Source organism: Streptomyces sp. NPDC097619 (assembly GCF_040302735.1).
Classification (GTDB): domain Bacteria; phylum Actinomycetota; class Actinomycetes; order Streptomycetales; family Streptomycetaceae; genus Streptomyces.
Genome location: NZ_JBEOSD010000024.1, coordinates 1 through 13,991 on the forward strand (window position 1 = coordinate 1; position 13,991 = coordinate 13,991).

At 72.0% G+C, this 13,991-nt stretch carries 12 protein-coding genes; 7 read left to right on the forward strand and 5 right to left on the reverse strand.

What is annotated here, in order from left to right; translation table 11 throughout:
* Positions 1–115: 115 nt before the first annotated feature.
* A complete protein-coding gene (locus ABTZ17_RS09505) occupies positions 116–1,240 on the reverse strand; it encodes a helix-turn-helix transcriptional regulator (protein ID WP_352194966.1) in 1,125 nt (374 codons plus the stop codon).
* Positions 1,241–1,539: 299 nt separating this feature from the next.
* On the opposite strand from ABTZ17_RS09505, the gene ABTZ17_RS09510 reads away from it, so the two are divergent.
* On the forward strand, positions 1,540–1,854 hold the full coding sequence (locus ABTZ17_RS09510) for a (2Fe-2S)-binding protein (RefSeq protein ID WP_352194967.1): 315 nt from the start codon (positions 1,540–1,542) through the stop codon (positions 1,852–1,854).
* A 266-nt stretch (positions 1,855–2,120) separates the two neighbouring features.
* On the opposite strand, the gene ABTZ17_RS09515 is transcribed toward ABTZ17_RS09510, so the two are convergent.
* Complete coding sequence (locus ABTZ17_RS09515) at positions 2,121–2,525, reverse strand: pyridoxamine 5'-phosphate oxidase family protein (RefSeq protein ID WP_352194968.1); 405 nt, start codon at positions 2,523–2,525, stop codon at positions 2,121–2,123.
* A gap of 222 nt (positions 2,526–2,747) precedes the next feature.
* On the opposite strand from ABTZ17_RS09515, the gene clpB reads away from it, so the two are divergent.
* Positions 2,748–5,333 carry an ATP-dependent chaperone ClpB gene (gene clpB, locus ABTZ17_RS09520; protein ID WP_352194969.1) on the forward strand — a complete coding sequence of 862 codons (2,586 nt, stop codon included), beginning with the start codon at positions 2,748–2,750 and terminating at the stop codon, positions 5,331–5,333.
* 192 nt (positions 5,334–5,525) lie between these two features.
* A complete protein-coding gene (locus tag ABTZ17_RS09525) occupies positions 5,526–6,059 on the forward strand; it encodes a type III secretion system chaperone family protein (protein WP_352194970.1) in 534 nt (177 codons plus the stop codon).
* A 309-nt stretch (positions 6,060–6,368) separates the two neighbouring features.
* Here ABTZ17_RS09525 and ABTZ17_RS09530 read toward each other — a convergent pair whose 3' ends face one another.
* On the reverse strand, positions 6,369–7,256 hold the full coding sequence (locus ABTZ17_RS09530) for a hypothetical protein (RefSeq protein WP_352194971.1): 888 nt from the start codon (positions 7,254–7,256) through the stop codon (positions 6,369–6,371).
* Between the two features lie 105 nt (positions 7,257–7,361).
* Between ABTZ17_RS09530 and ABTZ17_RS09535 the strand changes: the two genes are divergently transcribed.
* A complete protein-coding gene (locus tag ABTZ17_RS09535; RefSeq protein ID WP_352194972.1) occupies positions 7,362–7,847 on the forward strand; it encodes a prevent-host-death family protein in 486 nt (161 codons plus the stop codon).
* Positions 7,848–8,268: 421 nt separating this feature from the next.
* On the opposite strand, the gene ABTZ17_RS09540 is transcribed toward ABTZ17_RS09535, so the two are convergent.
* Together ABTZ17_RS09540 and ABTZ17_RS09545 are read right to left on the reverse strand one after the other, a co-directional pair.
* Positions 8,269–9,456, reverse strand: a complete 1,188-nt coding sequence (locus ABTZ17_RS09540) for a pyridoxal phosphate-dependent aminotransferase (protein ID WP_352194973.1) — start codon at positions 9,454–9,456, stop codon at positions 8,269–8,271.
* A 108-nt stretch (positions 9,457–9,564) separates the two neighbouring features.
* Complete coding sequence (locus ABTZ17_RS09545) at positions 9,565–9,861, reverse strand: hypothetical protein (protein ID WP_352194974.1); 297 nt, start codon at positions 9,859–9,861, stop codon at positions 9,565–9,567.
* A 261-nt stretch (positions 9,862–10,122) separates the two neighbouring features.
* Here ABTZ17_RS09545 and ABTZ17_RS09550 point away from each other — a divergent pair, with 261 nt between their 5' ends.
* The 3 genes from ABTZ17_RS09550 (at position 10,123) to ABTZ17_RS09560 (ending at position 13,935) form a co-directional block, all read left to right on the forward strand.
* Positions 10,123–10,641: a DUF2617 family protein gene (locus ABTZ17_RS09550; protein WP_352194975.1), complete on the forward strand. Its 519-nt coding sequence runs from the start codon at positions 10,123–10,125 to the stop codon at positions 10,639–10,641.
* Between the two features lie 124 nt (positions 10,642–10,765).
* Positions 10,766–12,502, forward strand: coding sequence for a polyamine aminopropyltransferase (locus ABTZ17_RS09555; RefSeq protein ID WP_352194976.1), 1,737 nt, complete (start codon positions 10,766–10,768; stop codon positions 12,500–12,502).
* 155 nt (positions 12,503–12,657) lie between these two features.
* Positions 12,658–13,935: an SRPBCC family protein gene (locus ABTZ17_RS09560; RefSeq protein WP_352194977.1), complete on the forward strand. Its 1,278-nt coding sequence runs from the start codon at positions 12,658–12,660 to the stop codon at positions 13,933–13,935.
* Positions 13,936–13,991: the final 56 nt, after the last annotated feature.

Genomic DNA, 13,991 nt, shown 5'->3' on the forward strand with positions numbered 1-13,991 from the left:
CGGTCATGAACACCGCGTGCGGCAGGCCCCAGGCGTTCACGTGGAACTGGGGGACCACGATCAGCGCGGTGTCGGCGGCGGGCCCTCGGTCGTTTCCCGGGTCCCCCCTCGGCCCTCAGGCGTCCCCGGGGCCGCCTTGCGGGCCGTGACCGACCGGATGACCGTCGTGCGGGCCGTGCGTGCCGTGCAGACCGGCCCCGGCCCCGTCGTGCGGGTCGTCGTGGCCCTCGGGCACGGGGCCTTCGAGGATCCCGGACTGGGCGATCAGGTAGCCCAGTTGGGCCCGGCTGCCGCTGCCCAGGTAGCTGGCGAGCTTGGCGATGTGCGCCCGGCAGGTCCGTACGTTCATTCCGAGCCGGCGCGCGATCGCCTCGTCCACGTGGCCCTCGACCAGGAGTTGGGCGATCGAGCGCTGCACCCCGGAGATGCCCGAGGGGGTGGGGTCGTAGGGAACCTGCTCGGTGAGCGGGGTGGCGCGGTGCCAGAGGGACTCGAAGACCTTGATGAGGTAGTCGACCAGCCCCGGGTGGCGGAGCTCCAGGGCGACGCTGCGGTCATCACTGGCCGGAATGAAGGCAACCGTTCGATCGAAAACAATCAGCCGTGGGATGAGCTCCTCAAGTGTCCTGATTTCCACCTTGCCGGCCGAAATGCGGTCCACGTAGGCCAGGGTGCCCGGACTGTGTCGGACGGTGTGTTGGTAGAGGGTCCTTATGCTGACACCGCGGTCGGTCAACGGCTGGTCGCGCTGGAGGGCCTGGGTCAGGGCCCGGACACTGCGACCGCCCCCGGGCTGGATGGTCAGCATCTCCGTGGCGCAGCCGGTGGTGGCGAGGTTGAGGGCCGCGTTGATGCGGTCGAAGCCCTCGTGCACCGTGATGGCGTGCGTGCTGGGCGGGGTCTGGGCGCTCAGGGCGAGGAATGGCTCGAAGACTTCGGTCAGTTCGATCGAGTACCGGCGCCGGTCCTGGATCTCCCGTTCGAGGGGATGCAGACGCTGGGCGAGGGCGATCGACGGGGGAACCGGCCGGAGCAGTTCGGCGTCATCCGGATCGGGGTGCAGGAGGGCGAATTCCAGCAAGCACGGGGCGGGCCTGACCTCCGCCCGGGCGATCCGGCCGGTGCTCAACGCGCTCGCGTAGAGCCGTGCCCCCTCGTCGCACAGGTCGGCGACCGAGTGGGGATGTGTCGGCTTTGTGCTGTTGATAGGCAAATCTCCACCCCCCAGGGTCCTGAACATGCAAGAACATGATGCATCGTCCCTGTGGCATTGACGTGCCCGAATGAGCCATCGTCTTGTCCGCGGGGGAGAGGATTTCATCAAGTGAGGACGAAGCCGACCATGTACAAGAGAATGCTTCGCTCGACGCTTGCCACTGTCATCTTCTCGGCCGTGGCCTTCGGGGGGGTTATCGGGGCGAGCCTGGGGGCCCTGGGGACTCTGGAGAGCCCGCCGGACAGTGGCTGGGACAGCTCCCGCGCCGCGGAGCTGACCAGCGGATGGCGATCGGACTCCACCCTTTCCCCGGAGGCTCTGGTATGACCCCCGACGACCGCACCTTCCGCCGCGAGATGGCTTCCGCTTACCGCTCCGGCTGGCAGTTCGTCGACCTCGTGACGGCGATCCCACATCCCGGTGACTCCCTGATGGTCACCCTGTTCGGCCAGCCGATCGTCGTCGTCCGCGAGGAGGACGAGGACGTCCGCGCCTACCGCTGCCTGCGCAGGCCGCGCGGCGCGCCGCAGCCCGTGCGCTGCGAGGTCCGCTACGGCATGGTCTTCGTCAACCTCGATCAGCGTGACCACCAGCTCTTCGAACCCGACATCACCACCGCCACCCCCCGCAGTGCCTGACGCGATTCCCCCGTCGTCACAGATCGCTCAGGCGCTACCCCCACACAACGGCGCCATCGTGGACCTGAACACGATGGCGCCGTTGTGATGCCCCTGTCCATGCGCGGACCGGCCAATCCCCGCGGATCCGCGGGGCGCCGACACCGCCCGCGCGGGCCCGTGACGCGCCCCCGCCGGGCTCTGCCGCCGCCCGCGCCGGGACTTCCCGTGACCGCCGTGCGCCGCCCCGCGCCCCGCCAGGCGCGCCGCCGGGCGGAAGGCACGCCCTAGCCGCGGCCCATGGCGCGGTCGAGCCTGATCTCCAGCACCACCCGGTCCGGATTGGGCGACGGGGTCCGCTGGTAGCGCTCCGCGTACCGGGCCACCGCCTCGGCCACCGCGGCCTCCTCCGTGCGGATCACCGCGTGCCCCTCCAAGGTGGCCCAGCGCTTGCCCTGCATCTGGCAGACCGCCGCGCGGGCCGTGCCCGGCGCCGCCGCGAGCACGTTGCGGATCTTCTTGCTGTGCCGGCTGCTGATCACCCGCGCCACGCCCGCCTCCGGGTCGTAGGTCACCCCCACCGGCACCACGTGCGGGGTGCCGTCGGGCCGCAGCGTGGTGAGCGTGCAGACGTGCCGCTCCCGCCAGAAGGCGAGGTACTCGGGCGTCGGGTTGAGTGGGTCCAGGGCCATGGGCCAAAGGGTAGCGAGCGCGGTTCCGGCCGATCTCACGCCCCGGGAGGTCCCGCGCACCGCCTTGAGTGGAATAGACTCAACTTTGTGGACGCTGTACGAGTCAGTACGGGCAGCGGTTCCGTCCGGCCCGCCGCACGACCCGAGCGACCCGAAGATGACCCGAAAGATTCGAACGACCTGACAGACCTGTCGAGGCCCTGAGAGAGGAGACAGCCACACGTGGACGCCGAGCTGACGAACAAGAGCCGGGAAGCCCTCAACGCCGCCACCGGCCGGGCGGTGCAGGACGGACACCCCGACCTGACCCCCGCACACCTGCTGATGGCCCTCCTGACGGGCTCCGACAACGAGAACATCACCGACCTGCTGGCCGCCGTGGACGCGGACCAGGCGGAGCTGCGCGCCGGCACCGAACGCCTCCTCGCCGCCCTGCCCAGCGTCACCGGATCCACCGTGGCCCCGCCCCAGGCCAGTCGCGAGCTGCTCGCGGTCCTCGCCGAGGCGGGCCGGCGGGCCAAGGAGCTCGGGGACGAGTACCTCTCCACCGAGCACCTGCTGATCGCCGTCGCCGCCAAGGGCGGCGCGGCCGGAGAGCTGCTCGCCCGGCACGGCGCCTCCGCGAAGAAGCTGCTGGGCGCGTTCGCGACGGTACGAGGAGGACGACGGGTGACGAGCCCCGACCCGGAGGGCCAGTACAAGGCACTGGAGAAGTTCGGCACCGACTTCACGGCGGCCGCCCGAGAAGGGAAGCTGGACCCCGTCATCGGCCGGGACCAGGAGATCCGCCGCGTGGTGCAGGTCCTGTCCCGCCGCACCAAGAACAACCCGGTGCTCATCGGCGAACCCGGCGTCGGCAAGACCGCCGTGGTCGAGGGCCTGGCCCAGCGCATCATCAAGGGCGACGTCCCCGAATCCCTGAAGAACAAGCGCCTGGTCTCCCTGGACCTCGGCGCCATGGTCGCCGGGGCCAAGTACCGCGGCGAGTTCGAGGAGCGCCTCAAGACCGTCCTCGCCGAGATCAAGTCCAGCGACGGCCAGATCATCACCTTCATCGACGAGCTCCACACCGTGGTCGGCGCGGGCGCCGGCGGCGACTCCGCCATGGACGCAGGCAACATGCTCAAGCCCATGCTGGCCCGAGGCGAGCTGCGCATGGTCGGCGCCACCACCCTGGACGAGTACCGCGAGCGGATCGAGAAGGACCCGGCCCTGGAGCGCCGCTTCCAGCAGGTGCTGGTCGCCGAGCCCAGCGTCGAGGACACCATCGCCATCCTCCGCGGGCTCAAGGGCCGCTACGAGGCCCACCACAAGGTCGTCATCAACGACAGCGCGCTCGTGGCCGCCGCCACCCTCTCCGACCGCTACATCACCTCCCGCTTCCTCCCCGACAAGGCCATCGACCTCGTGGACGAGGCGGCCTCCCGGCTCCGCATGGAGATCGACTCCTCCCCCGTGGAGATCGACGAGCTCCAGCGCGCCGTGGACCGGCTCCGCATGGAGGAGCTGGCCCTGAAGAACGAGTCCGACGCCGCCTCCCGCGACCGCCTCGACAAGCTCCGCAAGGACCTCGCCGACAAGGAGGAGGAACTGCGCGGACTGACCGCCCGCTGGGAGAAGGAGAAGAAGTCCCTCAACCGCGTCGGCGAGCTCAAGGAACGCCTCGACGACCTGCGCGGCCAGGCCGAGCGCGCCCAGCGCGACGGAGACTTCGACGCCGCCTCCAAGCTGCTCTACGGCGAGATCCCGGCCCTGGAGCGGGAGCTGGCCGAGGCCACCGAGGCCGAGCAGGAGGCCGCCGTGGACACCATGGTCAAGGAGGAGGTCGGCCCCGACGACATCGCCGACGTGGTCGGCTCCTGGACCGGTATCCCCGCCGGCCGGCTCCTGGAGGGCGAGACGCAGAAGCTGCTCCGCATGGAGCAGGAGCTGGGCCGCCGCCTGATCGGGCAGACCGAGGCCGTCCGGGCCGTGTCCGACGCGGTCCGCCGCACCCGGGCCGGCATCGCCGACCCCGACCGGCCCACCGGCTCCTTCCTCTTCCTCGGTCCCACCGGCGTGGGCAAGACCGAGCTGGCCAAGGCGCTCGCGGACTTCCTCTTCGACGACGAGCGGGCCATGGTCCGCATCGACATGTCCGAGTACTCCGAGAAGCACAGCGTGGCCCGTCTGGTCGGCGCGCCGCCCGGCTACGTGGGCTACGAGGAGGGCGGCCAGCTCACCGAGGCCGTCCGGCGCCGCCCCTACAGCGTGGTGCTGCTCGACGAGGTGGAGAAGGCCCACCCCGAGGTCTTCGACATCCTGCTCCAGGTCCTCGACGACGGCCGGCTCACCGACGGACAGGGTCGGACGGTGGACTTCCGCAACACCATCCTGATCCTGACCTCCAACCTCGGCAGCCAGTTCCTCGTGGACCCGCTGACCAGCGACCACGAGAAGCGGGAGCAGGTGCTGGAGGTGGTCCGCGCCTCCTTCAAGCCCGAGTTCCTCAACCGCCTCGACGACCTGGTGGTCTTCTCGGCCCTGAGCCGGGAGGAGCTGGCGCACGTGGCCGAGCTCCAGATCGCCTCCCTCGCGGAGCGACTGGCCCAGCGCCGGCTCGCCCTGGAGGTCACCCCCGAGGCCCTGGCCTGGCTGGCCGCCGAGGGCCACGACCCGGCCTACGGCGCCCGCCCGCTCCGCCGCCTGATCCAGACCGCGGTCGGCGACCGCCTGGCCAAGGAGATCCTGGCCGGCGAGGTCCGCGACGGGGACACCGTACGGGTGGACGTGGCCGGGGACGGCCTGATCGTGGGCCGCGCCTCCTGACCCGCGCCTCCCGAAGCGTCCCCCGGCACGCTCCCCTTCGCCCCCGGGTTTACCGGAGGGTAGTCATCCGATCACCTGGGATCCGCTTCCGGTGCCATTCATTGCGCCGGAAGCGGATCGGGGGGTGCGGGGCTTGCCACGGGGTAGGCGCGATGGGGGAGGATGGCGGCATCCGCACGAAGGGAAACAACGGTGAGCATCGACCCGGCCTCGATTCCGAATTTCGGGGGGCAGCAGCCCGATCCGCAGGCCTCCGGACCGGCGGGACCCGTCGTGCCCGATCAGGACCTCGTCAAGCAGCTCCTGGAGCAGATGGAGCTCAAGTACGTCGTCGACGACGAGGGTGACCTGGCGGCTCCGTGGGAGGAGTTCCGCACCTACTTCATGTTCCGCGGCGAGGACGAGCAGCAGGTCTTCTCGGTCCGTACCTTCTACGACCGCCCGCACAAGATCGAGGAGAAGGCGCAGCTCCTGGAGTCGATCGACGACTGGAACCGCCGCACCCTGTGGCCCAAGGTGTACTCCCACACCCACGACGACGGCTCGGTCCGCCTCATCGGCGAGGCCCAGATGCTGATCGGCACCGGTGTGTCCCTGGAGCACTTCGTGTCCTCCACGGTCAGCTGGGTCCGCGCCTCGATCGAGTTCGACAAGTGGCTCGTGGAGCAGCTCGGCCTGGAGCAGGACCTGGACGGCTCCGAGGGCGAGGAGCAGGGCGAGGGCTGACCCCGCCCGGGCCCCCGCCGCCCGCAGCATCCGCCGGAGCCCGGCCGCCGACACCGGCGGCCGGGCTCCGGCGCGCCCGGCCCCTGACGCGCCCGCCCCCCGCCCGGCCGCCGGCACCCTGCGCCGCCGCTGCCCCGCCGCCGGGGGCCCCCGTCGCGGCCCTGAGTCGCGGAATCCCGGAGTCCCGGAGTCGCGGAGTCCCGGGGCCTCAGAGTCGGGCCAGTCGTTCCGCCGCCTCCACCAGTACCTCGTCCTTCTTGCGGAAGGGAAAAGCGTGAGCACCTACGGGCGGAGTCGGACGCCCGGGCATCATCGACACGAAGCCTGTACTTCGAGGGCGAGACGTTCCTGACCTGGGCCGACCTGGCTGGTCACCTGCACTTGTGCGGCTGCCTTACGGATCACTTTTGAGGATGCGCAGTCGTAGAGGACGTGGACCCCGCCAGCTTGTCCGAGGTAGAGCATCGGGCCGTCCACCGGTCCCGCGGTGCCCGACACCTCCGCGAAATCGGCACGGACGTACTGCGGGCGCATCCCCACCATGTACTCCAGGCTGGTCAGCCGAGCCGACACGATGGTCTGCCTCCCGCGTGTCTCCATGGCATCTCCCAGGGACATCAGGCAGAGCGCGGTCAAGAAGAAGACGACCAGGCAGAGCCGCAGCAGGGGCCCTAGAGTCCGGTGCTTGCCGGCAAGGTGCAGTGCCGGCGCTGCGAGGAGGGTCCCGCCGGCCCAGAGGACCATCCAGGTGCCTTCTGTGAGGAGGGCGGTGGGCCCCTCCGTCAGGGCCATTACGGCCCAGCCAAGCCCCACCAGTGCCGACAGCGCAAGGGTCCGGAGCCCAGGGTGCTTCTTGAAGGATTCCGTCACGAAGCGCGAGGCCCGCTGTCGGTTCGAGCCTTCAGCCGCACCGAGGGTGAGCACACCAGGCCAGAAGAGCAGCATCGGAAGCATCAGGAATCCGAGGAATGCCAGTGCCGTGGCGACCCGGGTCAGAAGGACTGATGTGTCCAGCCCGACCTCCTCAGGAGTGACACCGAACTGAGCAAGATACCGATCCACGGACCAGTACTGGATGCCAGTGAGCAGGACGCCGCTGAGTCCCAGAACCGCGATGACCGTCTGGAGGGCGTCCTTCTTGCTCAGAACACGGGAGACGTCCGTCTCTGGGGTTGGTGGTGAGGTGACTGTCGACATGGCGTGATGGTGCCCCGTCGACATGCTCCATGAGGCTGGTTTGAGCGTCCTCTGAGTCTTCACTTGGCGCTGGAAATCAGACCATGATCTGAGTACAGTCTGAGTATGAGCCTTGCTTACCTGGGAGCCGAGCCCGAGTCGGTTTCGTTCACGGATCTGTCGAGAAACCCGAAGGCCGTAGCCGCCCGGGCCGCCGCCCTCGGTGCTCTGCGTGTCACGCATCGGGACGCGCCCGACATGGTGCTGACGACGGCCGTGCACGCGGAGCGCACCGAGGAGAACCTCACGACGGCGTCCCGGCTCTTCCTCGCGCTCATGAAGCACGATGACGGAGCCCGGTCGCTGCTGCTGGCGCTGCCCGAAGTCTTCCCGTGGGTGCGGCATCTGGACGACGAAGAGATGCGCGCGTTCACCGTGGAACTCCTGGAAGCGCTGTCCGATGCGGCGGAGCTGGGTGCGCGGGAGGCAGTGCACCGCGCGCTCGTCTCCTGGAGGGCGACGGCTCGTATCAACGCGGATCCGGAGCAGCTCAAGGATGCTCTGCGTCCGCTCGACGGGGATGATCTGGGGCCGGTCGAGGTGGGCGGGTGAGCCCGAAGAAGGGCGATCGTGTCAGCGTTCCACCCCTGAGCGGTTGGAACGTGGTCTTCGGGACCACGGAGGCGGTGACGGGGTGGGAGGACCTGTGCCGAGCGGCGCTGCCCAGTGCCCACCGCTGCCTTGAAGCGCTGCGCACCGACCCGTTGTCACGTGACAACTGGAACCGTCAGCACCAGCTGCGCGGGAGGCTCGCCACCAAGGAGTGGAAGGGCTCCGCGCTGGAGCAATGGGAGTTCGAGGTGACGACTGGCGGCCGTGTGCGCTACCTGGTCAGCCCCGAGACGTCGACCGTCATCCTGGTCTACGCATCCACTCGGCACCCCAAGGACACCGAGCAACTCGCACTTTCCGTGTGGCACGGGCTCCGGCTGAATGGCCGGGCCCCGTGCCCGCACGTCCATATGGCCCGCTCTCAGCGAGTCAGCCGACCGAGGCGGTCCGCCGCCTCCACCAGTACCTCGTCCTTCTTGCAGAAGGCCCAGCGGACCAGGGTCCGGCCCGCGTCCTTGTCGTCGTAGAAGACCTGGTTCGGGATGGCCACCACCCCCACCCGCTCCGGCAGCGCCCGGCAGAAGGCGAAGCCGTCGCGCTCGCCCAGTGGTGCGATGTCCGTGGTGATGAAGTAGGTGCCCGCCGGGGCGAACACCCCGAAGCCCGCCGCCGCCAGCCCCGAGGCCAGGATCTCCCGCTTGCGGGCCATGTCCGCGAGGAAGCCCTCGTAGTAGGAGTCCGGCAGGGCCAGGGCCTCCGCCACCGCGTACTGGAACGGCCCCGAGGCCACGTACGTCAGGAACTGCTTGGCCGAGCGGACCGCCGCCAGCAGCGGCGGCGCGGCCAGCGCCCAGCCCACCTTCCACCCCGTGAAGGAGAAGGTCTTCCCCGCCGAGGAGATGGTCACGGTCCGGTCCCGCATCCCGGGGAACGACGCCAGCGGCACGTGCCCGCCCGGGGCGAAGACCAGGTGCTCGTACACCTCGTCCGTGACCACCAGCAGGTCCCGCTCCACGGCCAGCTCGGCGATCCCCGCCAGCTCCTCGCGGGTCAGCACGGTGCCGGTCGGATTGTGCGGGGTGTTCAGCAGCAGCAGCCGGGTCCGGGGGGTCACCGCGGCCCGCAGCTCCGCCGGGTCCAGCCGGAAGGCCCCCTCGTGCGGGCGGAGCGTCACCGGCACCCGGACCGCCCCCGCCATCGCGATGCAGGCCGCGTACGAGTCGTAGTACGGCTCCAGGGCGATCACCTCGTCACCCGGCTCCAGCAGCCCCAGCAGCGCTGCCGCGATCGCCTCGGTGGCCCCGGCCGTCACCAGCACCTCGGTGTCGGGGTCGTAGGACATCCCGTAGAAGCGCCGCTGGTGCGCGGTGACCGCGGTCCGCAGCTCGGGGACGCCCGGGCCGGGCGGGTACTGGTTGCCGCGGCCTTCGAGGACGGCCCGGGCGGCCGCCCGGGCGATCTCGGCGGGCCCGTCGGTGTCGGGGAAGCCCTGGCCCAGGTTGATGGATCCGGTCGCCGCGGCCAGCGCGGACATCTCCGCGAAGATCGTGGTGCCGAAGGCGGCGAGCCGCCGGTTCAGGTGGGGACGCGGTGCGGTCATGGGCGCCATCCTGGGCCGAACCTCTGGACTTGCTCAAGTGCGCTTTGGGCCGCCCCCGGCCCGGGAATCCCCCTGGCACGCGGGACGGGGGTCCCGCCGCTCGGGGGGACCGAGACGTCAGTGAAGGGAGCCCGAGATGCTCCTCGTCTTCATCACAGCGGGAATCATCGTGGTCGCCGTCGCGATCTGCATCGCCCTGGCCGCGCGCGCCGGAGCGCGCGCCACGAGGACCACCCGCCGCTCCGGCGGCTCCCGGCGCGGCAGCTGGTGGTCCGACAGCAGCTCCTCCGGGTCCTCCTGCGGGAGTTCCTCCTCGTCGTGCGGGTCTTCCTCCTCCTGTTCCTCCGGCTCCTCCTGCGGCGGCGGCGGGGGATGCGGGGGGTCGAGCTGACCCGTCGCGGCACACCCGGGCACCCGGCAGGGCAACTGCTGCCGGGTGCCTCCGCGTTGAACACGTGAACTGGGTAGCCCCCGAGGGGATGTAAACCCCGTCAAGTTGGGTAAAAACGCTGTGTGCGTCGTGCCTTTCATGATTCCCTCGGTTGAGTAGACCAGTCCGAGGACCCCATCGGACCCCATGGACCCTGCTGGATCCGAGCCGGCGAGACCCCACCCGACTGATTCCGGCCGGGGCGAGTCCGGCCCACCCCCCACGCGCGTTTGCGGAGCCGACTCATGCTCACGACCCTCAAGACCACTTACACCGACACGCGTGCCGCCGATCTCGCCTGGGCCCTGGGCCGCGACCCGCTGCCCGCGCTGGCCGTGCTCCACCTGGAACTGTCGGGCGCGAAGGTCGAACTGCGCCTGCTGGGGGCCTCCCACCAAGTCCTCATGGAGGAGGGCGACGTGCTCTGCTCCGAGACGGTCGCCTGCATCCCCGGCAGCAGCACCCCGCTCCCGCTCGGCGTGGCCAAGCGCGTGGGCGACTGGGAGTACGAGTTCGCCGCCCGCGTCGAGACCCTCTCCCAGGGCCAGTTCGCGGGCCGGGCCCAGGAACTCCTCGCCCTCGTCGCCGACCACCCCCACGGACTCGCCGGCACCTTCCCCGGCAGCCCCTACGCCTTCACCGCGATGCTCGCCCAGCGCCACGAGGGCCAGGTCCGCTGGCGGACCTGGCACGCCTACCCGCAGGAGGGCCAACTCGTCGCGACCCGGACCCGCGTCGGGGTCCGGATGGCCGCCCCCGTCTGACCCGCCCGACCCGGTGCGCCGCCCGCTCCCGGCACAAAGGTTCCGCCAACCGGGCGGACCAGTACCCCAGTTGCACCCATGTGGGTGACGGGTAGTGGGCATGCCGTGACGTACGGTTCGGTCCATGATCGACCGTTCCTCCCGCGGTGGCGGCGAGGCGCCGGGCGGCACCGGCGCCCGCGTCGCCCCCGCACCGGTGTCCGTACCGGGGTCCGGGCCGGCGCCCGCACCGCTCTTCGGGCCGGACACCGCGGCCCCACCGGACGCCGGAACCCCGCCCGGCACCGGATCCGCGGAGCCGCCGCTGCCCGTGAACCCACGCCTGGCCCGCCTGCTGGTCCTCGCCACCGTCTTCGTGTGCGCCGCCTGCGGGCTGGTCTACGAGCTGGAACTCGTCGCCCTCGCCTCCTACCTGATCGGCGACTCCGTCACCCAGGCCTCCGTGGTCCTGTCCGTGATGGTCTTCTCCATGGGCGTCGGCTCCCTCCTCGCCAAACGGCTGCGCTCCCGGCCCGCCGCCGGCTTCGGGGCCGTGGAAGCCGCCCTCGCCCTGGTCGGCGGACTCTCCGCCACCGCCCTCTACGCCTGCTTCGCCTGGTTCGGCGAGTCCCGACCCGCCCTCGTCGCCTTCTCCGTGGTCATCGGCATCCTCACCGGAGCCGAGATCCCCCTGCTGATGACCCTCATCCAGCGGGTCCGACGACAGGACCCCGGCGGCGCCGTCGCCGACCTCTTCGCCGCCGACTACGTGGGCGCCCTCGTCGGCGGACTCGCCTTCCCCTTCCTGCTCCTCCCCGTCCTCGGACAACTCACCGGCGCCATGCTCACCGGCACCGTCAACGCCGCCGTCGGCGGCGCCCTTGTGCTCTGGCTGTTCCGACGCGACCTCTCCCGCCGGGCCCGCTGGCTGCTCTGCGCCGGCAACCTCGCCGTCCTCGCCATCCTCGGCACCGGCACCGTCCTCGCCGACGACTTCGAGGAGATCGCCCGCCGCGCCGTCTACGGGGACCAGGTCCGCGTCGCCGTCCAGACCGACGTGCAGGAACTTGTCATGACCGGCCCCGACCGGGGCTCCCCCCGCTCCCTCGACCTCTACCTCGACGGCCGGCTCCGCATCAACGGCCACGACGAACACCGCTACCACGAAGCCCTCGTCCACCCCGCCATGAACGGCCCGCACGCCTCGGTGCTCGTCCTCGGCGGCGGCGACGGACTCGCCGCCCGCGAGGTCCTCGCCCACCCCGGGGTCCGCTCCGTCACCGTCGTCGAGATCGACCCCGGCGTGGTCCGACTGGCCCGCACCGACCCGATACTCTCCGCGCTCAACGGCCGCGCCTTCGCCGACCCCCGGCTGCGCGTGGTCACCGCCGACGCCTTCCACTGGCTCCGCTCCGGCACCGTCCGCTACGACGTGATCGTCTCCGACCTGCCCGACCCCGGCATCACCGCCAGCACCAAGCTGTACTCCCAGGAGTTCTACGGACTCGTCGCCCGGGCCCTGCGCCCCTCGGGACGCCTCGTCGTGCACGCGGGCTCGCCCTCCGGCCGCCCGCGCGGCTACTGGACGGTCGAGTCCACCCTTCGGGCCGCGGGCCTCGGCACCGTCCCGTACACGGCGGGCGGCGGCCGCTCCGGCTCCGCCGCCGGACCCGACCGTTCCCCCGGACGGCCGGACACCGCCCAGGACTGGGGGTTCCTCCTCGCCGCCCCCGGACGGGTCCCCGCCCTCGGCGTCGACCCGGACCGGGCCCGCCCCGGCGGGCTCTCCACCCAGGCCCTGCGGGCCGCCGCCCGCGACACCGCGAATCTCCGGATCGGCGGCCTGCCTCCCTCCACGCTGCCGCACCCGCGCTACTCGTGACCGGGGCGGCGGTCGTGCGGGCCGCCGGGGCGGCGGGTGGCCGTGCGTGTCGTCCGCGGGCCGGTGGCCGGTGGCCGGGCACAGCAGCGCCCCACCTGACCTGTTGCGCGCAGGTGCGGGTGCAGGAGCGGCCCGCGTCGGTAGGCTCGGTGCCCATGGAGCATCAGGTGTTCGTTCCGGTACCGGCAGACAACCTCCGTGCGGTGCTGCGCGACCCCGCCCGGGTCGCCCGCTGCGTCCCCGGGCTCCAGCGCGACGCGGCCGCCCCCGCCGACGGACCCGCCCCGGGCCCACTGACCGGCCGCTTCCGCATCCGGGTCGGCAACAGCACCGTCACCTACCGGGGGGAACTCCGTCCGGCCGAACGGGACCCGGACACCTTCGAGCTGACCGGCGAGGGCATCGAGGCCCGCGGCAGCGGCACCGTCACCCTGACCCTCATCCTGCGGCTCCGCCCGGTCGACGGCGGCACCCAGCTGGACCTCACCGCCCGGGGGCACGCCCAGGGCCGGGCCGCCGCCTTCGACCCCGACGCCCTGGCCGCCGCCGTCCGCCGCACCTTGGACCGCGCCGCCGAGCAGCTCGCCGCCCTGGCCGCCGCCGACCTGACCGCGACCGACGCGGCGGGGCCGGACGCGGACCCGGGGACGGCCGATGCGAGCGGTTCGGCGGGTGTGGTGGGTGCGGCGGGTTCGGCCGGTGCGGCGGGTGCGGCGGGTGCGGGCCGCTCGGATGCCGATGGCTCGGAGGTCGCTGGTCCTGGGGCGGACTCGGGTGGTCGGCCGGCCGTCGCGGGGCCGCGGGTGTCCGCGGACGGCCCGGCCGCCCCGGCCAAGCGGGGCGCCCGGGGCGGCACGGGGAACGACCCCGCGGGTGGTCGGCCGGACGCCGAGGTCGAGGCCGACCCGGCGGGGGCCGAGCTCCCGCAGGACGATCCGGCGTATGCCGATTCCGGAGCCGATGCCCCGGTCGATTCCGACGCCCCTCCGGAAGTCGGTACGGAAGTCGGTGGGGAGGCAGGCACGGAGGCGGGCACGGAGGCCGCCGCCGGGGCCGAGCAGGTGCCCGGCCAGGGGGACTCCGACGGCGTGCAGTCCCCCTCCCTCTTCGGCACCGAGGTGCCACCCTCCGCGCTCGACCCCGCACTCGACCCGGTCCTCGACCCCATCCTCGATCCCGGACCGGACCCCTTCCTACAGGAGGAGTTCACCGAGGCGGGCCGGCCCCCCGCCGAAGCGGCCCACGCCCGCCGCACCATGATCGGCCGCAGCGCCGAGGAGGTGGACCACGCCCCGCCCCGCGGCCGGTACGCCCCCGTCCCCGGCCCCGACACGGCGGGCGGGGCCGGTCCGCTGCGCTGGGCCGCCCCCGCCGCCGCCCTCGCACTGGCCTCCGCGGTCGTGGCCGCCCGGGTGCTGCGCCGCCGACGCTGACGCTCGTACCCGTGGCACCCGTACCGAGGCGGCAGACCCTGCGGTGGGCCGTACCC